At 71.8% G+C, this 19,962-nt stretch carries 17 protein-coding genes; 11 read left to right on the forward strand and 6 right to left on the reverse strand.

Going from position 1 to position 19,962, the window contains the following annotated elements; genetic code table 11:
* Positions 1-201 precede the first annotated feature (201 nt).
* The 5 genes from IE325_RS08880 (at position 202) to IE325_RS08900 (ending at position 6,632) form a co-directional block, all read left to right on the forward strand.
* Positions 202-1,524, forward strand: a complete 1,323-nt coding sequence (locus tag IE325_RS08880; protein ID WP_190069165.1) for an ABC transporter substrate-binding protein — start codon at positions 202-204, stop codon at positions 1,522-1,524.
* On the forward strand, positions 1,521-2,549 hold the full coding sequence (locus IE325_RS08885; protein ID WP_190069166.1) for a carbohydrate ABC transporter permease: 1,029 nt from the start codon (positions 1,521-1,523) through the stop codon (positions 2,547-2,549). The genes IE325_RS08880 and IE325_RS08885 overlap by 4 nt, the downstream gene beginning before the upstream one ends.
* On the forward strand, positions 2,546-3,442 hold the full coding sequence (locus tag IE325_RS08890) for a carbohydrate ABC transporter permease (RefSeq protein WP_190069167.1): 897 nt from the start codon (positions 2,546-2,548) through the stop codon (positions 3,440-3,442). The genes IE325_RS08885 and IE325_RS08890 overlap by 4 nt, the downstream gene beginning before the upstream one ends.
* A gap of 122 nt (positions 3,443-3,564) precedes the next feature.
* Positions 3,565-4,995 carry a GH1 family beta-glucosidase gene (locus IE325_RS08895; RefSeq protein WP_190069168.1) on the forward strand — a complete coding sequence of 477 codons (1,431 nt, stop codon included), beginning with the start codon at positions 3,565-3,567 and terminating at the stop codon, positions 4,993-4,995.
* A gap of 83 nt (positions 4,996-5,078) precedes the next feature.
* The gene (locus IE325_RS08900; protein WP_190069169.1) at positions 5,079-6,632 is read left to right on the forward strand and encodes an oxidoreductase; all 1,554 of its coding nucleotides are present in this window, start codon (positions 5,079-5,081) and stop codon (positions 6,630-6,632) included.
* Positions 6,633-6,721: 89 nt separating this feature from the next.
* Here the strand turns inward: IE325_RS08900 and IE325_RS08905 are convergent, their stop codons facing one another.
* The 3 genes from IE325_RS08905 to IE325_RS08915 all read right to left on the reverse strand — a co-directional run bounded on the left by IE325_RS08905 (position 6,722) and on the right by IE325_RS08915 (position 10,376).
* The gene (locus IE325_RS08905; RefSeq protein ID WP_190069170.1) at positions 6,722-8,164 is read right to left on the reverse strand and encodes a glycoside hydrolase family 18 protein; all 1,443 of its coding nucleotides are present in this window, start codon (positions 8,162-8,164) and stop codon (positions 6,722-6,724) included.
* A 107-nt stretch (positions 8,165-8,271) separates the two neighbouring features.
* Positions 8,272-9,675, reverse strand: a complete 1,404-nt coding sequence (locus IE325_RS08910; protein WP_190069171.1) for a sensor histidine kinase — start codon at positions 9,673-9,675, stop codon at positions 8,272-8,274.
* Positions 9,672-10,376: a response regulator transcription factor gene (locus IE325_RS08915; RefSeq protein WP_190069172.1), complete on the reverse strand. Its 705-nt coding sequence runs from the start codon at positions 10,374-10,376 to the stop codon at positions 9,672-9,674. Before IE325_RS08915 ends, IE325_RS08910 begins: the two co-directional genes overlap by 4 nt.
* A gap of 98 nt (positions 10,377-10,474) precedes the next feature.
* Between IE325_RS08915 and IE325_RS08920 the strand changes: the two genes are divergently transcribed.
* A complete protein-coding gene (locus IE325_RS08920) occupies positions 10,475-10,984 on the forward strand; it encodes a hypothetical protein (RefSeq protein ID WP_190069173.1) in 510 nt (169 codons plus the stop codon).
* A 1-nt stretch (position 10,985) separates the two neighbouring features.
* Here the strand turns inward: IE325_RS08920 and IE325_RS08925 are convergent, their stop codons facing one another.
* Both IE325_RS08925 and IE325_RS08930 read right to left on the reverse strand, forming a co-directional pair.
* Positions 10,986-11,855: a spermidine synthase gene (locus tag IE325_RS08925; RefSeq protein WP_190069174.1), complete on the reverse strand. Its 870-nt coding sequence runs from the start codon at positions 11,853-11,855 to the stop codon at positions 10,986-10,988.
* A 46-nt stretch (positions 11,856-11,901) separates the two neighbouring features.
* On the reverse strand, positions 11,902-12,360 hold the full coding sequence (locus IE325_RS08930; protein WP_373315129.1) for a hypothetical protein: 459 nt from the start codon (positions 12,358-12,360) through the stop codon (positions 11,902-11,904).
* 291 nt (positions 12,361-12,651) lie between these two features.
* Between IE325_RS08930 and IE325_RS08935 the strand changes: the two genes are divergently transcribed.
* On the forward strand, positions 12,652-14,130 hold the full coding sequence (locus IE325_RS08935) for an NsdA family TPR-like regulatory protein (RefSeq protein WP_190069176.1): 1,479 nt from the start codon (positions 12,652-12,654) through the stop codon (positions 14,128-14,130).
* Positions 14,131-14,146: 16 nt separating this feature from the next.
* On the opposite strand, the gene IE325_RS08940 is transcribed toward IE325_RS08935, so the two are convergent.
* On the reverse strand, positions 14,147-14,743 hold the full coding sequence (locus IE325_RS08940) for a histidine phosphatase family protein (RefSeq protein WP_190069177.1): 597 nt from the start codon (positions 14,741-14,743) through the stop codon (positions 14,147-14,149).
* A gap of 186 nt (positions 14,744-14,929) precedes the next feature.
* Here IE325_RS08940 and IE325_RS08945 point away from each other — a divergent pair, with 186 nt between their 5' ends.
* Genes IE325_RS08945 through IE325_RS08960 form a run of 4 tightly spaced genes read left to right on the forward strand, consistent with a single transcriptional unit; the run spans position 14,930 to position 19,911 of the window.
* Positions 14,930-15,928 (forward strand): phosphatase PAP2 family protein, encoded by a 999-nt coding sequence (locus IE325_RS08945; RefSeq protein WP_190069178.1) that lies wholly within the window; start codon positions 14,930-14,932, stop codon positions 15,926-15,928.
* Positions 15,879-16,997, forward strand: a complete 1,119-nt coding sequence (locus tag IE325_RS08950) for a hypothetical protein (protein WP_190069179.1) — start codon at positions 15,879-15,881, stop codon at positions 16,995-16,997. Before IE325_RS08945 ends, IE325_RS08950 begins: the two co-directional genes overlap by 50 nt.
* On the forward strand, positions 16,988-18,580 hold the full coding sequence (locus IE325_RS08955; RefSeq protein WP_190069180.1) for an amino acid adenylation domain-containing protein: 1,593 nt from the start codon (positions 16,988-16,990) through the stop codon (positions 18,578-18,580). The genes IE325_RS08950 and IE325_RS08955 overlap by 10 nt, the downstream gene beginning before the upstream one ends.
* On the forward strand, positions 18,577-19,911 hold the full coding sequence (locus tag IE325_RS08960; RefSeq protein WP_190069181.1) for an AAA domain-containing protein: 1,335 nt from the start codon (positions 18,577-18,579) through the stop codon (positions 19,909-19,911). The genes IE325_RS08955 and IE325_RS08960 overlap by 4 nt, the downstream gene beginning before the upstream one ends.
* Positions 19,912-19,962 lie beyond the last annotated feature (51 nt).

Consider the following 19,962-nt stretch of genomic DNA (forward strand, 5'->3'; position numbering starts at 1 on the left):
ACGCAGAACTCCGCTCCCCCACCCTTGACACCCCCGCCCGGACCGACGAACCTTCAACACATCACCTGTGGGAGCGCTCCCACAGTACCTGACACATACACATCCCGCACGTTCCCCGCCCGAGCCGCAGCGTGAACAATGAACGGGCCCAGCAAGTGCAGTTGGCCGGGGGGTCGGCAGGTCAGGCAACAGGAGGAACCAATGCGCACGAGTATCCGTGGGTCCCGCAGGCTGATGACCCTCGCGGTCGCGGCCGCGCTGACGACAGGGCTGCTCGCCGGCTGCGCCGAGGACTCGGACGACTCTTCGGGCGAGGGCGGTGGCAACGGAGGCGGTGGCAAGACCACCCTCACCGTCGGCACCTTCGGCACCTTCGGCTACAAGCAGGCCGGCCTCTACGACGAGTACATGAAGCTGCACCCGGACATCAGCATCAAGGAGAACGTCACCACCCGTACCGACGTCTACTGGCCGAAGGTCCTCACCCGCCTCCAGGCCGGCTCCGGTGCCGACGACATCCAGGCCATCGAAGTCATGAACATCACCGAGGCCGTGCAGACGCAGGCCGACAAGTTCGTGGACCTCGGCAAGGAGGTCGACAAGTCGCAGTGGCTGGACTGGAAGAACGCCCAGGCCACCACCAAGGACGGCAAGCTCATCGGGCTCGGTACGGATGTCGGGCCCATGGCGATCTGCTACCGCAAGGACCTGTTCGAGAAGGCCGGCCTGGAGACGGACCGCACCAAGCTCGCCGCGCAGTGGCAGGGCGACTGGAACAAGTACGTCGACCTGGGCAAGGAGTACATGAAGAAGGCGCCCAGCGGCACCAAGTTCGTGGACTCGGCCTCCTCGGTCTACAACGCGGCCCTCGGCGGCGCGGACGAGCGCTACTACAAGGACGACGGCACCGTCGACTGGGACAAGTCGCAGGGCGTGAAGAACGCCTGGGACGTCGCCATGGACGTGGCGACCAGCGACATGTCGGCGAAGCTGAAGCAGTTCGACAAGCCGTGGGACCAGGGCTACGCCAACGGCACCTTCGCCACGGTGGCCTGCCCGGCCTGGATGATCGGCTACATCCTGGAGAAGTCCGGTGACGCCGGCAAGGGCAAGTGGGACGTGGCGGCGGCGCCGACCGCGGCCAACTGGGGCGGTTCGTTCATCGGCGTACCGACGTCGGGCAAGAACCAGAAGGAGGCCATCGCCCTGGCGAAGTGGCTGACCGCGCCCGAGCAGCAGGCGAAGGTCTTCGCCAAGCAGGCGAGCTTCCCGTCGACCCCGTCGGCGTACTCCACCCTGAAGCCGGCGACCGCCACCACCGAGTACTTCTCGAACGCGCCGATCACACAGATCTTCTCCGACTCGGCGAAGACGATCCCGTCGCAGTACTTCGGCATCAAGGACCAGGCGATCAACACGGCCCTGACCGACATCGGCATCCTCCAGGTCGAGCAGAAGGGCAAGAGCCCTGACGACGGCTGGGACGCCGCCTCCGAGGAGATCAAGGACGTGCTCGGCCAGTGAGCAGCTCCAAGCAGGCCCTCGCGCATCCCGCGTCGAGCGCCGACGCCGCGCCCGGTGAACAGCCGGGCGCGGCCGGCCGCGCTCGCGGTCGCGGTACACCCCCGCCGGGGAAGGACTCCTGGCGGAGCCGGCTGTACCGCTGGGACATGAAGGCGTCGCCGTACGCGTTCATCGCCCCCTTCTTCATCGTCTTCGGGGCGTTCTCGCTGGTCCCGCTGCTCTATACGGCGTGGTACTCGCTGCACAACGTGCAGTTGTCCAACCTCGACGGCCAGACCTGGACCGGCCTGGACAACTACCAGAACCTGCTGTCCTCGGACTTCTTCTGGAACGCGCTGTGGAACACCTTCACCATCGGTGTGATCTCCACGGTGCCGCAGCTGGTGATGGCGATCGGCCTGGCCCATCTGCTCAACTACCGGCTGCGCGGCTCGACGATGTGGCGGGTCGTGATGCTCACCCCGTACGCCACCTCGGTGGCCGCGGCGACGCTGGTGTTCGTGCTGCTGTACTCCTGGGACGGCGGCATGATCAACTGGCTCCTCGACTTCGTCGGCATCGACCCGGTCAACTGGCGTGAGTCCGACTGGGGTTCGCAGTTCGCGGTGTCGTCGATCGTGATCTGGCGCTGGACGGGCTACAACGCGCTGATCTACCTCGCGGCGATGCAGGCGATCCCGGCCGACCTCTATGAGTCGGCGGCGATCGACGGCGCCAACCGCTGGCAGCAGTTCATCCATGTCACGGTCCCGCAGCTGCGCCCGACGATCCTCTTCACGGTGGTCGTCTCCACGATCGGTGCGACCCAGCTCTTCGGCGAGCCGCTGCTGTTCGGCGGGGTGAGCGGCTCGAAGGGCGGCTCCGAGCACCAGTACCAGACCCTCGGTCTGTACATGTACGACCAGGGCTGGATCATCGGCAACCTCGGCAAGGCGTCCGCGATCGCCTGGTCGATGTTCCTGATCCTGCTGATCGTCGCCGTGATCCAACTGCTGGTCTCCCGACGGCTGAGGAAGTCCCAATGACAGCGACCGAACTGACGACTCCGCGGGCCGAGAAGGTACGGCCGCCCCGGCGCCCCCGCGTCATGGGCGCCGGCAAGCAGCTGCACGCCGGCCCGCTGACGTACGTCGTCCTGACCGTGTTCGCGCTGGTGTCGCTGGCCCCGCTGGTGTGGACGGCGATCGCGGCCTCGCGCACCGACCGACGGCTCGCGGAGACCCCGCCGCCGCTGTGGTTCGGCGGGAACCTGTTCAAGAACATGGACCGGGCGTGGGAGGAGGCCGGGCTCGGGAAGGCGATGTTCAACACCGTGTTCGTCGCGGGCACGATCACCATCAGCACGGTGCTGTTCGCCACCCTCGCCGGTTTCGCCTTCGCCAAGCTCCGCTTCCGGTTCTCCGGCGTCCTGCTGCTGCTGACGATCGGCACGATGATGATCCCGCCGCAGCTGGCGGTCGTACCGCTGTATCTGTGGATGGCGGACCTCGGCTGGTCCAACCAGCTCCAGACGGTCATCCTGCCGACGCTGTGCACGGCCTTCGGTACGTTCTTCATGCGGCAGTACTTGCTGCAGGCGCTGCCGAGCGAGCTGATCGAGGCGGCGCGGGTGGACGGCGCGAGCAGTCTGCGGGTGGTGTGGCATGTGGTGTTCCCGGCGGCACGGCCCGCGATGGCCGTACTCGGCCTGCTGACCTTCGTGTTCGCCTGGAACGACTTCCTGTGGCCGATCATCGCCCTGAACCAGGAGAACCCGACCGTCCAGGTGGCCCTGAACTCCCTGGGCACCGGATACGTCCCCGACCAGGCCGTCATCATGGCCGGCGCCCTGCTCGGCACCCTGCCGCTGCTGATCGCCTTCCTGCTGTTCGGCAAGCAGATCGTGGGCGGCATCATGCAGGGCGCGATCAAGGGCTGAGCCCCGGGCACGCCTTCTTCTTCCCAGGCCACTCGGGGCCGGGTCACCGCAGCCCCGGCCCCTCCTCCCCCTCTCCCCCCTCCACCCGTCGGTCCTCCACGACCCCCAATGGGAGCGCTTCCATGCCTGAACCCATGTCCTCCGTGTCCTTTCCCTCCGCCTTCCTCTGGGGCGCCGCGACCTCCGCATACCAGATCGAGGGAGCGGTGCGGGAGGGCGGCCGTACCCCGTCCATCTGGGACACCTTCAGCCATACCCCGGGCCGGACGGCCGGCGGCGAGCACGGTGACATCGCTGTCGACCACTACCACCGCTACCGCGAGGACGTGGCGCTGATGGCCGACCTCGGCCTGGGCGCGTACCGCTTCTCCATCTCCTGGCCGCGGGTGCAGCCGACGGGCCGGGGCCCCGCGGTGCAGGTGGGCCTGGACTTCTACCGCCGCCTGGTGGACGAGCTGCTGGAGAAGGGCATCAAGCCCGCCGTCACCCTCTACCACTGGGACCTGCCGCAGGAGTTGGAGGACGCGGGCGGCTGGCCCGAGCGGGACACCGCGTACCGCTTCGCCGAGTACGCGCAGATCGTCGGCGAGGCGCTCGGCGACCGGGTGGAGCAGTGGATCACGCTCAACGAGCCGTGGTGCAGCGCGTTCCTGGGCTACGGCTCGGGCGTGCACGCGCCGGGCCGCACGGAACCGGCGGCGACACTGCGCGCCGCGCACCACCTCAACCTGGCGCACGGGCTCGGCGCTTCGGCCCTGCGCTCGGTGATGCCGGCCCGCAACTCGGTGGCGCTCAGCCTCAACTCCTCCGTCGTCCGGCCCGTTTCCCAGGACCCGGCGGACCTGGCGGCGGCCCGGAAGATCGATGACCTGGCCAACGGGGTCTTCCACGGCCCCATCCTGCACGGCGTCTACCCGGAGTCCCTGTACGCGGCGACGGAGCTGCTGACCGACTGGTCGTACGTCCTCGACGGCGACCTGGCCGCGATCAACCAGCCCCTGGACGCGCTGGGCCTGAACTACTACACCCCGGCCCTGGTCTCCGCGTCCGACGCCGAATCGACCGGCCCGCGCGCCGACGGCCACGGCGCCAGCGAGCACTCGCCGTGGCCCGGCGCCGACGACGTGCTGTTCCACCAGACGCCGGGCGAGCGCACCGAGATGGGCTGGTCCATCGACCCGACCGGCCTGCACGAACTGATCATGCGCTACACCCGCGAGGCCCCCGGCCTGCCCCTCTACATCACCGAGAACGGCGCGGCCTACGACGACAAGCCCGACCCCGACGGCCGCGTCCACGACCCCGAGCGCATCGCCTACCTCCACGGCCACCTCTCGGCGGTACGACAGGCCATCACGGACGGCGCCGATGTCCGCGGCTACTACCTGTGGTCCCTGCTGGACAACTTCGAGTGGGCATACGGGTACGAGAAGCGGTTCGGGGCGGTGTACGTCGACTACTCGACGCTTGTTCGGACGCCGAAGTCGAGCGCGTACTGGTACGGGAAGGCGGCTCGGACGGGGGCGTTGCCGGAGGTGGACGAGGTGTTCTAGGGCCGGGGGACGGGGGGCCGTTCCGGGGGGCGGGGCGCGGTGTGCCGAGGGGGTGCGCCGCGCCCCGCGGCTACTGTGCTCGGGTGCTCTCATACGACGAATTGACGCCGCCGGAGCGTGAGTTGTGGAACGCCTTCCCCGAAGGGCGCCAGGTCGATCTGCGCCCGGACGACTCCGAGGGCGACCGTCCCGTCGCGGGCGGGCAGTGGGGGCCCGAACGCACCGTGCGGGCCGCCGTGATCGCGGCGCTGCTTCTGGGCGCGCACGGCGGCGAACCGGGCGCCGTGGCGTGTCTGCGGCTGACCGGTGCGCGGATCACGGGGCGCCTCGATCTGGCCGGGGCACAGATCGGGCACGCGCTGTGGCTGGCGGGCTGCTGGTTCGACGAACGGATCGAGCTCTACGGGGCGTCGACGCTGTCGATCGCCATCGTGGAGAGCCGTGTGCCCGGCCTCGAAGCCGGTTCGACCCGCGTCGAGGGCACCGTCGATCTGCGGGGTTCCCTGGTGGAGTACACCCGTACCTCGCCCCACCACAGCACCGTCACGGCCCTGTCCCTCATCAACGCCCGGGTGTCCGGCGCGGTCATCCTCAACCGTGCCCGGATCGACGCGCCCGGTGGCTGGGCCGTGGGCGCGGGTGGGCTGGTCATGGAGGGGGGGTTCTTCGCCCGACGCCTGATCGCACACGGTCAAGTACGGCTCCCGGGGGCGCAGTTGCCGGGTGGTCTCTTCATGAACGGCGCGCGCCTGGAGAGCCCTGGCCCGCGGGGAGTGGCATTGGCCCTGAACAGCGCGGTGGCGTCGACGCTCGACTTCTCCCGAGGGTTCACCGCCAACGGGACGGTACGGCTGCGGGGCGCCCGGATCACGGACAGCCTGACGTTCGAGGGTGCGGTGCTGAACGGACCGCCCGGGGGTGGTGGCCCCGCCCTGATGGCGATGCTGATGCAGGCCGTCGACTTCGACCTCGTCCTCGCGCGACGGCCGTCCGGCCCGGTGGATCTGCGGGGCGCGCAGGTGTCGTATCTGCACGAGGGCGAGCACAGCTGGCCGGACGTGGTGGAGCTGGACGGTTTCAGCTACGGCAGCATCAAGGAGGGCGAGGCCGGTGAGCGCAGGGAGGCGGTGGGTTCGCGGGGTTCCGTCGCCCATCGCATCGCGTGGATACGGCGCGGTCCGGGCTACAGTCCGCAGCCGTACGAGCAGTTGGCGACCTGGTACCGCACGGTCGGCCATGACGACGACGCCCGCCGGGTACTGCTGGCCAAGCAGCGTCACCGCCGTGGCACTCTGCGTCCGGCGGCGCGTGCCTGGGGGCATCTGCTCGACGCGACCGTCGGCTACGGCTACCGCCCCTGGCTGGCCGGCGTCTGGCTGCTGACGCTGACCCTGCTGGGCTCCCTGGTCTTCCGCGCCCATACGCCGACCGCGGTGAAGCCGGGCGAGGGTGCCCCGTTCCAGCCGCTCGTCTACACCCTCGACCTGCTGATCCCCATCGGGGGCCTGGGCCAGCGCACCGGCTGGTACTGGACGGACACCGGCGTGCAATGGCTCGCCTACACCCTGATCGCCTTCGGCTGGGTGCTGACCACGGCCGTCATCGCGGGACTGACGCGGACCTTGCAGAAGAACTGACCCGGGGGACGGTCAGGCGCGCCCCGGCCGGATGGGGGGGAAGACCGGCCGGGACGCGCAAACCCCCGTGGTTCGAGGGCGGCCTGGGTTCAGTTGTAGGCCGCGAACCCCTTCGAGAAGGCGAACTTGTCCTGGAGGATCGAGCTGCACGTCGCGTCCGCCGCAGGCTTCTCGCCGCCCGCGCACTGCTTGTCGCGGGTCGCCGACCACATCGACAGCCAGCCGAGGCCCTTGGACTTGGCGAAGTTCACCAGCTGGGTGGCGTCGTCGACCTTGAAGATCTCGGTGGTGACGTCGTTGACGCCGATCATCGGGGTGACGGCGACCGTCTTCCAGGCGTCGCTGTCGGAGCGGCCGAGGACGCTCTTGACCTGGGCCTGGGTGGCGGTGGCGGCCTGTTCGGCGTAGGTGCCCATGTCGCCGCTGTAGGCGGGGCCGTAGTCCATGGCCATGATGTTGACGGTGTCGATGTCGACGCCGTTCTGCTTGGCGTCGGCGAGGAGGTCGACGCCGGGCTGGGTGAGGCCCTCCGGCATGACGGGGAGGGTGTAGGAGACGTCCAGGTCGGGGTGGGCCTTCTGGAGCTGGGCTATCGCCTGGGCGCGGCGGGTGTTGGCCGCCTTGTCGGGCAGTGCGCCGCCCTCGACGTCGAAGTCGACCTTGGTCAGCTTGTAGGCGTCGACGACCTTGCCGTACGCCGCGGCCAGCGCGTCCGCCGAGGAGCAGGTCGTCGCCAGCTCGCTGCCGGCCGCGCCGCCGAAGGAGACCCGGACGTCGCCGCCCTTGGCGCGCAGGTCGCCGATCTGTGCGGCCACGGCGTCGGTGCCGAGGTCCGTGACGCCGCCCCACTTCGGGGTGCAGCCGCCGCCGTCGGTGATGAAGGCGAGGTTGTAGTTCTTCACGCCGGTCGCCTCGGCGCTCGCCGCCATGTCGAAGGCGGGGTAGAGGGAGGTGTCGATGTACGGGGCGAAGCCGGCGCCCGCCTTCGTGCCGGTGCCGGGGGTCGTGGTGGGCTTGGGTGTGGTGGTGGCCGTCGAACTCGGGGTCGGGGTCGGCTTCGGTGACTGGGTCTGTGTCGGGCGGCCGCTCGGCTCCGGTGTCGCGGTGTCGTCGACGCCGCACTTCGCCTCGTCGATCAGACAGCCCGTCGGGGCCGCCGTGCCGTTGACGACGAAGCCGACCGTCACCGACTCGCCCGCCGCCAGCCCGTCCGTGTCCCACTTCGGCGGGGTCACGGTGACATGCCGACCGCTCACGCTCGACTCGGCGTTCCACAGCGAGCCCAGCTTCGCGCCCGCCGGCAGGTCGAACTCCAGCGTCCAGTCCTTCTTCGCCTGACCGCTGTTGTTCGTGACGACGTACTGCGCGGTGTAACCCGTCGACCAGTCACTGGTCCTGGTGTACGCCGCTCCGATCCCGGCCGCCTGGGCGGTGCCGGTGAGCACGATGGCGCCACCGCCGACCGCGGCCGCCGCGACCAGGCCGCCGATCGCCTTGCTCCTGCCGCTGACCCTGCGCCGGTGCGTGCTCATCGCGTGTCTGCCTTTGCTGTTCGGGGGTGGGGTGCGGCAGCACGCTAGCGATCTCGAATCGGGCAAAGCGCCTGATCCGGACGGCGGTTGGGGACCTTAGGGTGCGCTTAAGGAAGGGATCGGGGACGGTTAAAGGTCGAGACCAATCTGCCGGGCCGACGGCGGCGGACGGACCCGCGATGCCCTCGTCGCACCGGCTCCCTCCCGTCCAGCTGGATCCAGATCCGCACCTCGGTCCCGCCCAGCACCGACGACCCGATGCGTACGTCGCCGCCCGTCGACTCGGCGAGCCGCCGCACTATGTCCAGGCCCAGCCCGGTCGACCCGGCGCTGCCCGAGCCCCGCCCGCGCGCCATCGCCGCCTCGGGGTCGGATATGCCGGGCCCCGCGTCCGAGACCAGCACGATCACCGCGTCCTCGCCGTTGTGCACGTCGACCGCGAACGCCGTGCCCTCGGCGGTGTGCCGGAACACATTGCCGAGCAGGGCGTCCAGCGCCGCCGCCAGATCCGCCCGGGCCACGGGTATCCGCACCGGCCGGTCCACGCCGGCCACCCGCACCTTGCGGCCCTCGTCCTCCGCCAGCGCCGACCAGAACGCCATCCGCTCACGCACCACCTCGGCCGCGTCGCACCCCGCGCCCGGACCGGCCGCCACCGTCTGCGGCTTGGCGTCCCGTGCCGTACGGATGATGGTGTCGACCTCACGCTCCAGCTGGGCCACGGCCGCCCGGGTCTGCTCGGCGGCCGGACCGTCCCCGAGCGAGGCCGCGTTCAGCCGCAGCACGGTCAGCGGGGTGCGCAGACGATGGGACAGGTCGGCCGCCAACTCCCGTTCGTTCGCGAGGAGTTGTACGACCTGGTCGGCCATCGCGTTGAACGCCACCGCCGCCAGCCGCAGTTCGGTCGGCCCCTCCTCGGGCACCCGGGCGCCCAGCTTGCCCTCCCCCAGTTCATGCGCGCCCTCGACCAGGCGCTGCGCGGGCCGCACCATCCGGACGCCGAGCCGGTCGGCGACGGCCACCGATCCGACGATCAGCGCGAGGCCGACGCCGGCGAGCACCGTCCAGGCCGTGGTGAGGCCATTGGTGACCTCCGCCTCGGGGACGTACACCTCCACGACGGCTATCTCACCCGAGCTCAGCGCGACCGGCTGGAGCAGCGTGGATCCGCCGGGGACCCCTGTGGTCGAGGCGCGCCCCAGCTTCCGTACGGTCGCGATGTCTTCGGCGGCGGCGCGCTGCCGGCCGAGGTCGACGGCACTCGCTTCGTCGGAGGCCGGGATGTGCACGGCCATGCCCGCGTCGGAACCGGCCGAGGCGACGACCCGCTCCAGCTGGTCCCGGTCGGTGGTGATGGACAGCGCCGGGGCGACGGCGGCGGCCTCCCGCTCGGCGTTGGAGAAGGCGCGGTCGCGGGCCATCTCCCGGATGACGAGTCCGAGCGGTACCGCGAAGGCGACCACGACCATGGTGGTGACCGCCAGGGAGACCTTGACCAGTGCCCACCTCATAGCGGCGGCTCCCCCATGGGTGGTTCCAGCTTCACGCCGACGCCGCGCAGGGTGTGCAGATAGCGGGGTCGCGCGGCGGTCTCGCCGAGCTTGCGCCGGAGCCAGGACAGATGGACGTCGATCGTCTGGTCGTCGCCGTAGGACTGCTGCCACACCTCGGCGAGCAGTTCCTTGCGGGGGACGACCACTCCGGGCCGGGCGGCCAGGAAGGCGAGCAGGTCGAACTCGCGGCGGGTGAGGTCGAGTCGGGCGCCGTCCAGCTCGGCCTGCCGGCGCAGCGGGTCGACGGTGAGGCCGCCGACGCGCACCACGGTCTCCGGCGGGGCGTCTCCGGCGGCGGAACGGGAACGCCGTAGGACGGCCGCCATGCGGGCCGAGAGGTGCTCGACCGAGAACGGCTTGGTGAGGTAGTCGTCCGCTCCCGCGTTCAGCAGCCGCACGATCTCCGTCTCGTCGTCCCGTGCCGTGGCGATGATCACAGGGACGTCGGTGATTCCGCGCAGCATCTTCAGGGCCTCGGAGCCGTCCAGATCGGGCAGGCCGAGGTCCAGGACGACCACGTCGAAACGGAAATGGGCGACCTCGCGCAGCGCCTCCAGCGCCGTCCCGACACTGCGCACGATGTGTGCCGCGTCGGTCAGGTGCCGGATGAGCGCCGAGCGAACGAACGGGTCGTCCTCGACCACGAGCACACTTGCCATGCGCCGCACCGTACGCCATGTGCGGGACCCGTTCCGGGGCCTGTGGATAACTCGGACCATGTGCGTCCTGTGTGACGCGTGAGGCAGTATGGCCCGCGATGCGCAGAGGATTCGTACACGCACTGGCTTGGTCGCTCGCCACGGGCGCGGCGGTCACGCTGTCGTGGTGGGGTGTCCACACGGTGATGGCGGGCACGGTGTACGACCGCCCGCGCGCCCTGCCCATCACGGCGGCCGATGTGTCGAAGCCGCTGGCGTCCTCGACGCATGCGCCACCTCGGCCGACCCCGTCGAAGAGCCCCTCGCCGAAGCCGACGAAGACGCCCCGCACACCGGCCCCCGCGAAGCCGTCGCCGAGCAACCCGAGCCCCTCCCCCACCACGTCCGGCCAGGTCAAGAGCTACGACACCGACGGCGGCCGGGCGGTCTTCGACATCGGTGAGTCCTCCGCGACCCTCGTCTCGGCCACGCCGGGCGCGGGCTGGTCGATGCAGGTGTGGAAGACGGAGACGTGGATCCGGATCGAGTTCGCCGCGGGCGCGGACCGGGTGTCGGTGTTCTGCACCTGGCACGACGGACCGCCGCGGGTGGAGATCGGCAACTACTGAGTCACCGGAAGACCGACGCGGGCGGGGCCGGCGAGGCCACCGCCGCCAGGTCCGTCACGGGGAGCGCCCCGCCGGTGAAGTCGGTGAGCGCCTTGCCGTGCTCGACGCGGGCGGGGTGCGGGTCGGAGGCGGCGCTCCGGGTCAGCTCGGGGACCGGGAGCGGCCGGTCGGAGGCGACGAGGACGGCGTTCCCGAAGCGCTTGCCGCGCAGTACGGCCGGGTCGGCGACCAGCGCCAGTTCCGCGAACCGGTCGGCGGCGGTGGCGATCTGGCCCCGCAGATGCGCGAGCGGCGGGCCGTCGGCGAGGTTGGCGGCGTACACACCGCCGGGCGCCAGGACCCTGCGTACGTCGTCGAGGAACTCCGTCGAGGTGAGGTGCGCGGGGGTACGGGCCCCGCTGAAGACATCGGCGATGACGAGGTCGGTCCATCCGTCGGGCACCTTGGCGAGGCCGTCCCGGGCATCCGTCGACCGCACCCTGATCCGGGCGGCCGGGTCCAACGGCAGCTCCCGCCGGACCAGTTGGACGAGGGCGGCGTCCCGCTCGACGACCTGCTGGGTGGACCGGGGCCGGGTGGCGGCGACATAGCGGGCGAGGCTGAGGGCGCCGCCGCCGAGATGGACGGCGCGCACCGGCCGGCCGGGCGGGGCGACGAGGTCGATGACATGGCCGAGGCGGCGCTGGTACTCGAAGGAGAGATACGCCGGGTCGTCCAGGTCGACGTGCGACTGCGGGGCGCCGTCGATGAAGAGCGTCCAGGCGCGGGCGCGGTCCCGGTCGGGTATCAGCTCGGCGAGTCCGCCGTCGACGCGCTCGACGACGGCTTCGACCACGGCCGACCTGCGCCGAGGGTTCCTGGACTTTCCCATGGGGGCATTGTCGCAAGCGGGCGGCGGTGCCGCCCGGGCAGCCGGGTCAGCGACAGTTGTCGGCAGCCTGGATCAGCCGTGCCGCCTCGCCGAGCGCGGCCCGCAGCACCGCGGGGTCGGTCGCCAGGTCGGCCTCGCCGGGCGGCAGGAGCCAGTCCGAGCCCTCGACGGGGGGCTCGGGGTTCAGGTCCAGGCTCAGCCCGCGGCCGTCGGTCTCGGTGCAGGTGCTGCCGGGTACGTCCCAGGCGGCGGCGGTGCCCGGCGGGACGACGAAGCCGAGGGTGTCGCAGCCGTCGTCGTGCAGGACGGGGCCCACCGCCTCGCCTGCCGCGCCCCGCCGCAGGATGTCGACCGCCTCCAGGCCCTGTCTCGCCGGGACGGTCACCACATCGCACCCCGCGTCCGGGTCGCAGCCCTCGCCCGGCGGCTCGCTGCACTCCACTGTCGGCGCGTGCCCCGCCGTGGTCGACGGCGTACGAGGAACGATGCTCTGGCTGGTCTCCATCCCGACCTCCACCACGGAACCCCTTTTGCAGTCCTAAGAGTTCAACGCGGCGCGACGTCAACGGCTACGGCGGAAGTCCGCCGCAAAGGATGGCAGTTCATGGCAGATCACGTATGAGATATCCGGTTTGTAGCCAAACCCTGCGTGAAGGGTCCGCTACAGCAGGTACGTTCATGCCCGCCGGACGCAAGGGCACCACACGGATATTCGGTACGGGTTCCAGTACGGACATTCGGGTCAACCCGCCCTCGTCCCGGCATGGTTCGACGGTTCGCACGAGAGGACCCGGCCATGGCGTCGTCAGAGCTGACCTCGTCCCAGCCCACCAGGCCGACGCGGCCGAATCTCGCGTTCCGGCAGCTGCGCGGACAGCGCTCGCCGGCCGAGTTCGCCGCGCTGGTGCGACGGGCCGCTCGCGAGATCGATGAGCGGGTGAGCTGTGACGCGCGTTACGTCGGGCGGGTCGAGGCGGGCGAGATCCGCTGCCCCAACTACGCGTACGAACGGGTGTTCCTGCACATGTTCCCCGGCCGCACACTCACCGACCTCGGCTTCGCGCCCCGCTCGTCCGTACGCGGACGCCGGGCGCGGGGCGACGAGGGCGCGCCCCCGGCAAGCACCACGAGCCCGGCGTGCACCACGAGTGAGACGCCGGGGGCTCATGAGCCGTATGACCCACTGAACCCGCAGGACCCGTTCCACCCGTACGACGCGTACGGCACAGCGCAGAACCACGAGAACCACGAGGAGAGCGACGTGCTACGTCGCGCATTCATGACCGGCGGGGGCGCCACGGTGGCCGCCGCCTCGCTGAGCCCTCTGGGGCTCGCCTTCGACGCCGCGGCCGCGGAGCGTCCCGTCCGACGTGTCGGGGGGCGCGAGGCGGACGCGCTCGAGGAAGCCGTGCGCCGTATCCGGCTGCTCGACGACCGGCACGGCGCCGACGGCCTCTACCGGCGCGCGGCAGCGCCCCTGCGGGCCGCCTACGCACTGCTCGACGCCGGTACGACCCGGCAGGCGGTCGGCGACCGGCTGCACGCGGGCGCGGGTGAACTGGCCATCTCGGTGGGGTGGCTGGCGCACGACTCGGGCCGCTTCGACGACGCGCGCTCGCACTACGCGGAGGCGCTGGCCACGGCCCGGATGGCGGGGGACCCGGCCTTGGAGGCGCACGCCTTCTGCAATACGTCGTTCCTCGCGCGGGACGCGGGCCGGCCCCGCGAGGCGGTGCGGGCGGCCCAGGCCGCACAGCGCGTGGCGCGGTCCCTGGGCTCCTCGCGGCTGATGTCGCTGCTGGCGCTGCGCGAGGCGGGCGGCTGGGCCGGGCTCGCCGACCGGACCGGCTGCGAGCAGGCCCTCGTCCGGGCGCAGGCCCTCTTCGCACGCGGCCACTCGGACGCCGACCCCGAGTGGATGAGCTTCTACGGCGAGGCCGAACTGGAGGTCCTGGAGGCGCAGTGCTGGTCGATACTGGGCAACTGGCGGCGCGCGGCCCGGCACGCCGGGCGGGCGGCCCACCTCCAGGATCCGCACTTCACCCGCAACATCGCCCTCTATACGGCGGAACTGGCCGACGACCTGGCCCGCGGGGGGCGTCCCGACGAGGCGGCCGCGGCCGGGATGCAGGTGCTGGATCTGCTGGACCAGGTGCAGTCGTCCCGGGTGCAGACGATGCTGGCGGGGACCGCGCGGGTGCTGTTGCCGCACCGGCGCGCGAGTGGTGTCTCGGCGTTCCTGGAGCGGCACGCGTCCACGCCCCGTACTCCGTGAGCGGGGGCCGCGCGGGCTAGCCCGCCAGGTGCCCCAGGTCGTTCCAGCTCTCGATGGCCGGCTCGCCGTAGGCCCAGCCCAGCACGGACAGTGACGTCGGGTTCAGCCGGATCCGTGCCGCGAAGTCCAGCGGCAGGCCCAGCCAGCGCGCGCCTATGGACCGCAGGATGTGCCCATGTGCGAACACCAGCACATCCCGGTCCGCCTCCCGTGCCCACGCCACGACCTCGTCGGCGCGGGCGGTCACCTCGGCCAGGGTCTCCCCCTCGGGCACACCGTCGCGCCAGATGAGCCAGCCGGGGCGCAGGGCCTGGATGTCGTCGGGGGTCATGCCCTCGTAGGCGCCGTAGTCCCACTCCATGAGCGTGTCCCAGGTACGGGCGCGCTCCCCGAAACCGGCGAGTTCGCAGGTCTCACGCGCGCGCGTGAGGGGGCTCGTGCGTATCTCCACCTCGGTCAGCGCGTCGTACGGCGCTCGGTGCAGGCGCTCGCCGAGCAGCTTCGCGCCCCGGCGGCCCTCCTCCAGGAGGGGCACGTCGGTCCTGCCGGTGTGCTTGCCGGACAGCGACCATGCCGTCTGTCCATGCCGGGCCAGCAGGATGCGCGGTGCCATGAAGGGGGCCTTCCGGAAGAAAAGAGAGGCGGAACACATCCATCATCGCGCACGCTGTGCACGGGCAACCCGGTGGGCGATCTCTGCGTCTTGAGGGCCGGGGCGCCCGCAGGGGGCGCACGCGTACACCGTAAAGTGGCACGACCGGTCAACCGGGCGCCGTAATGAGAAGGGGGAGGCGATCGGATGCCGCACGCCGAAACAGCTGGCGTGGAGGCGACGCCTCGGACCCGCCTGCGCTGGTGGACCGAGCTGCCACTGATCCTGCTGGTCTACGCCTGCTACTCGGCGGGACGGCTCCTCGCCCGGGGCGATGTCAGCCATGCCGTCGACCACGGCCTGGCGATCCTGGACATCGAGAAGGCCCTGTATCTCAACGCGGAGCACCCCCTCAACCGCCTCTTCACCCGCGAGCCCTGGCTCGGCGTCCCGGCCGACTTCTGGTACGCGTCGCTGCACTACCTGATCACGCCCGTGCTCCTGGTGTGGCTCTTCAGGTCCCGCACCGTGCGCTACCGCGCGGCCCGCACCTGGCTGATGACGTCGACCTTCATAGGCCTGATCGGCTTCACCCTGCTGCCCACCTGCCCGCCCCGGCTGCTCGCCGAGGGCCATGGCTTCGTGGACACGATGGCCCAGTACAGCTCGTACGGCTGGTGGGGCGGCGAGGCGAGCGCGCCCAAGGGCCTCGGCGGCATGACGAACCAGTACGCGGCCATGCCGAGCCTGCATGTGGGCTGGGCGCTGTGGTGCGGGGTCATCCTGTGGCGGTTCGGCGGGACGCGCCTGACGAAGGTCGCCGCGGTGGCCTACCCGCTGATCACCACGATCGTGGTGATGGGCACCGCCAACCACTACTTCCTCGACGCGGTCGCGGGTGCCGCCGTGATGGGCGTCGGATTCCTGCTGGCGCCGTATGTGATGCGGATCATGGACCGGCTGCGGACGCGCTTCGGACCGGCGGCGACGCCGGCCGCGGTCCCCGCCGGATCGGTCGCCAGGAACGCGGGCGCCCCCGTCACGGTCGGCTCCGGTGCCACTTCTTCCTCGATTGTCAGTGGCGGATGCCAGACTTCCGCGGGTGAGCGAATTCCACGGCAGCGCGAGTCCCGGCTCGGATCCGGAGCCGGGCAAAGTGCCTCTCCCCAGGACGCGGGGGACGGCGCTCCGGCACCGGCTCGCTGAGCTGCGCGGTCCCGACGTCCCGGCCAAGGCGCTGGACGCGCGCGCCCTGGCCGCCCTCGCCGCCAACCCCGGTTGCAGACGGCGGGCGATCCTGGACGGCGCCGGGGTGAACAAGACGGCGCTGGCGAGCGCGCTGGGGTCGCCGTCGGCCTTCGGGCAGTCACAGTTCGCCCTCACCCGTGGCAACGCCTTCGAGGCCAAGGTCAAGGCGGACGGCGGCGCCGAGCTGCTGCGCCTGGTGCACGAGAAGCTGGACCGCGCCGCCGAACCGCCCGCCCACGCGCGCGTGCCCGAACTCACCGCGACCGGCCCCGAGGGCCGCACGGCCCGTACGGCACTGGCGCTGCGCGAGGCCATCGAGGCGCCCGGCGAGTGGACCCTGCTCGACCACCCCATGCTCGCGCTGGACGTCGCAGGATCGCCCGCCTTCCTGGAGCCGGACGCGGTCGTCGTGCACCCGGACGGCAGCTGGACCGTCGTGGAGATCAAGTCCTTCCCGATGCTGGACGGTTCGGCGGACCCGGCGAAGGTGGGCGCGGCCGCGCGGCAGGCGGCGGTGTACGTGCTCGCGCTTGAGGCGGTCGCCGCCCGGCTGGAATCAACCCCACGCGTGCGTGACCGCGTCCTGCTGGTCTGCCCGAAGGACTTCTCCAACCTCCCCACCGCCTCGGCCGTCGACGTCCGCAAGCAGCGTGCGGTGACCGCCCGCCAGCTGGAGCGGCTCACCCGTATCGAGGAGATCGCCGACACCCTCCCCGCCGGTACCTGCTTCTCCCCCGAGCTGCCCGCCGCCGAGCTGACGGCCGCCGTCGAGTCGGTCCCGGCGACCTACGCGCCCGAGTGCCTGTCCGCCTGCGAGCTGGCCTTCCACTGCCGTGCCCGTTCGCTGGAGTCCGGCGCGGTGACCTCGCTGGGCCGCTCGGTGCGGGCCGAGCTGGGCGGTCTGACCACGGTCGAGGACGTCCTGTCGGCGGCGCGCGGTGAGTCCGGCGACCCGGACGACCCGGCGGTGGCGGCCCTGCGCAGAGCGGCACAGCTGCGCGCGGAGGCGGTGGCCGGGTGTCGCTGATCTCCACCCTCGCCCGGCTGGAGGCCGTCAGCACCGGCCGCGCCCAGCCCGCCGCGACCGTACGCCACCGGCGCCTGTCCGAGCGCCCCCTGGTCTTCGTGCCGCTCACCACCGCGGGCGAGGCCGGTGCCCCGCTCGGCGCGCTGGTCGGCACCGACCGGGACGCCCCGCATCTGCTGGTCGTACCGCAGCCGCGCGACCGGGACCTCAGGTTCACGTTCCTGTCCGAGTTGGCGGATGTCGTCCTGCCGTACATCGACGCCCACGCCGAGGACGTGGAGGCGGCCGAGCGCACTGACACCGACCCGGAGACCGGCAAGCGTGTCAAGGTCGAGGTGGAACTGTGCGCGGACGCCCCGCAGTTGATCGTGCCGAGCCGCGCGGGCGTCGAGTACGTACGGCTGCTGGGCCGCTCGATGCGCTTTCGGCGTACGGCGGAGCAGGACCCGGAGGCCCCTTATCCGGCGCCCCCGCGCGTGCCGCTGCTCGGCCGCTGGCTGACCCATTTCGGGGAGCGGGCCCGTGTCCCCGGCTCCTCGCTGCTGCTCGCCATGACGGACGTACTGTCCCGGCACTGGGCGACCGGCCAGTCCACCCTGGAGGACCAGCACCTGGGCGCGCTGCTCGCCTGGATCGCCCCTCCCGAGGGCGAGACGGGCGCCGAGGCGGCTGTGCGGGCGGAGCTCGCGCGGGACCGGGACGGCCAGCTGCTGTGCCCGCCGGCCGGGCCCGCGACCGACCCGGCGTTCGACAACAAGCTGCTGGCACCGGCGATCGAGCGCTACGACCGCGCGCGTACCGCCCTCGCCGCGTCCGAGGACGGCCTGGAGGCCGACGACCGGCTGGGCGGCCTCACCGCCGCCGAGCGGGAGATCCGAGCGCTCGTGGCGAGCCGGACGCGACCCACGTGGGACGCGGTGTGGCGGGGCCTCGACCTGCTTCGGGAGCTGCCCGAGGCGGGGCGGGTCGAGGAGCGCTGGACCCGCGACCGCTGGTCGTTCACCGGCCACCGGGACCGGGTCGTCGCCGGGGAACCCCCGCAGCCGCGCCGCGACGACGCGGTCACCGCCGCGAACAAGCTCGCCGCGCGCGAGCGGGAACAGGCTCGTCTGGAGGCCCAGGAGGCACTGGACGATCCGCTGGTGATGGCGGGGCGGCGACTGGCCGGGGAGGCGTTCGCGGGCGAGGTCACCGATGTGGTCATGGCGTACAGCGAGGGCAAGCGGCCGAGCCCGCGGCCCCTGGTCACCGTCCGCACAGACGACCGGCCGCATCTGGGCGAGCGGGCCAAGGTGTTCCGGTCGCTGGGCGGGAAGCCGCAGTCGGCGGAGTTCGTCGGGCACGAGGGGGACAGCTCGCTGGTCGTGCTGCGGGTGCTGGACAAGATGGGCCGCGGCAAGGAACCCGAGGAGGGATCGGTGCCGCAGAAGGGCGACCTGGTCTGCTTCACGCTGTTCGAGCACGAGCAGCGGGGCGGCGCGAAGCTGCCCGACCCGGAGCAGACACCGTGGACGCACGGCGGCCCGCCCGGGGAACAGGTGTCCGAGCCGGCCGATGCGCCGACCCAGGAGGATGTGCTGTGACCACCGTGTTCGACCCCGGTGCCGCGGCGGCCCAGGCCACCGACGCGATCCTCGCGGACACCCTGCACGGCACCGCGCGCGGTGTCGTCGTGGACTCCCCGCCCGGCGCCGGCAAGTCCACCCTCGTGGTCCGCGCGGCCCTGGAACTCGCGGACGCCGGACGCCCGTTGATGATCGTCGCGCAGACCAACGCCCAGGTCGACGACCTGGTGCTCAGGCTCGCCGAGAAGAACCCCGAGCTGCCGGTGGGACGGCTGCACAGCAGTGACGCCGACCCGTACGACAAGGCGCTGGACGACCTGCCGAACGTACGCAAGTCGGCGAAGGCGGCCGACCTCGCGGGCCTGGCGGTCGTGCTGTCCACGGCGGCCAAGTGGGGGCATGTCAAGGTCGACGAGCCATGGCGGCACGCGATCGTCGACGAGGCGTACCAGATGCGCTCGGACTCACTCCTCGCCGTGGCCGGTCTCTTCGAGCGGGCGCTGTTCGTGGGCGACCCGGGCCAGCTGGATCCCTTCGCCATCGTCGGCAGTGAGCAGTGGGCGGGCCTGTCGTACGACCCCTCGGCCTCGGCGGTGACGACCCTGCTGGCCCACAACCCGGACCTGCCCCAGCACCGCCTGCCGGTCTCCTGGCGCCTCCCCGCATCCGCGGCGCCCCTGGTCTCCGACGCGTTCTACCCGTACACGCCCTTCCGCAGCGGCACGGACCACGGCGACCGCCGGCTGTCTTTCGCGGTCCCGTCCGACGGCTCGGGCCCGGACCGGGTGATCGACGAGGCGGCGGAGGCGGGCTGGGGCCTGCTGGAGCTGCCCGCCCGGCACACCCCGCGCACGGACCCGGAGGCGGTACGGGCGGTCGCGACGGTCGTACGGCGCCTGCTGGACCGGGGCGGCGCGGCGACGTCGGAGCGCTCACCGGACCCCGCGCCCCTGACCGCCGACCGGATCGCCGTCGGCACGGCCCACCGGGACCAGGCGGCGGCGGTCCGCGCGGCGCTGGCCGAGCTGGGCGTGACCGACGTCACGGTGGACACGGCGAATCGCCTCCAGGGCCGCGAATACGACGTCACCGTGATCCTCCACCCCCTCTCCGGCCGCCCCGACGCCACCGCCTTCCACCTGGAAACAGGCCGCCTGTGCGTCCTCGCCTCCCGCCACCGGCACGCATGCATCGTGGTGTGCCGGGCCGGGGTGAGCCACCTCCTGGACGACTATCCGTCGACGGAGCCGGTGCAGTTGGGGACGGTGGTGAAGTTTCCGGATGGCTGGGAGGCGAATCACTCGGTGTTGGCACGGCTCGCGGAACATCGGGTGGCCTGGCGGCCTTGAAAGGAACCGCACCCACACGACCGACCGGACCACAGCACCGCCCACCCGCCG

Source organism: Streptomyces lanatus (genome assembly GCF_014655715.1).
Classification (GTDB): Bacteria; Actinomycetota; Actinomycetes; order Streptomycetales; family Streptomycetaceae; genus Streptomyces; species Streptomyces lanatus.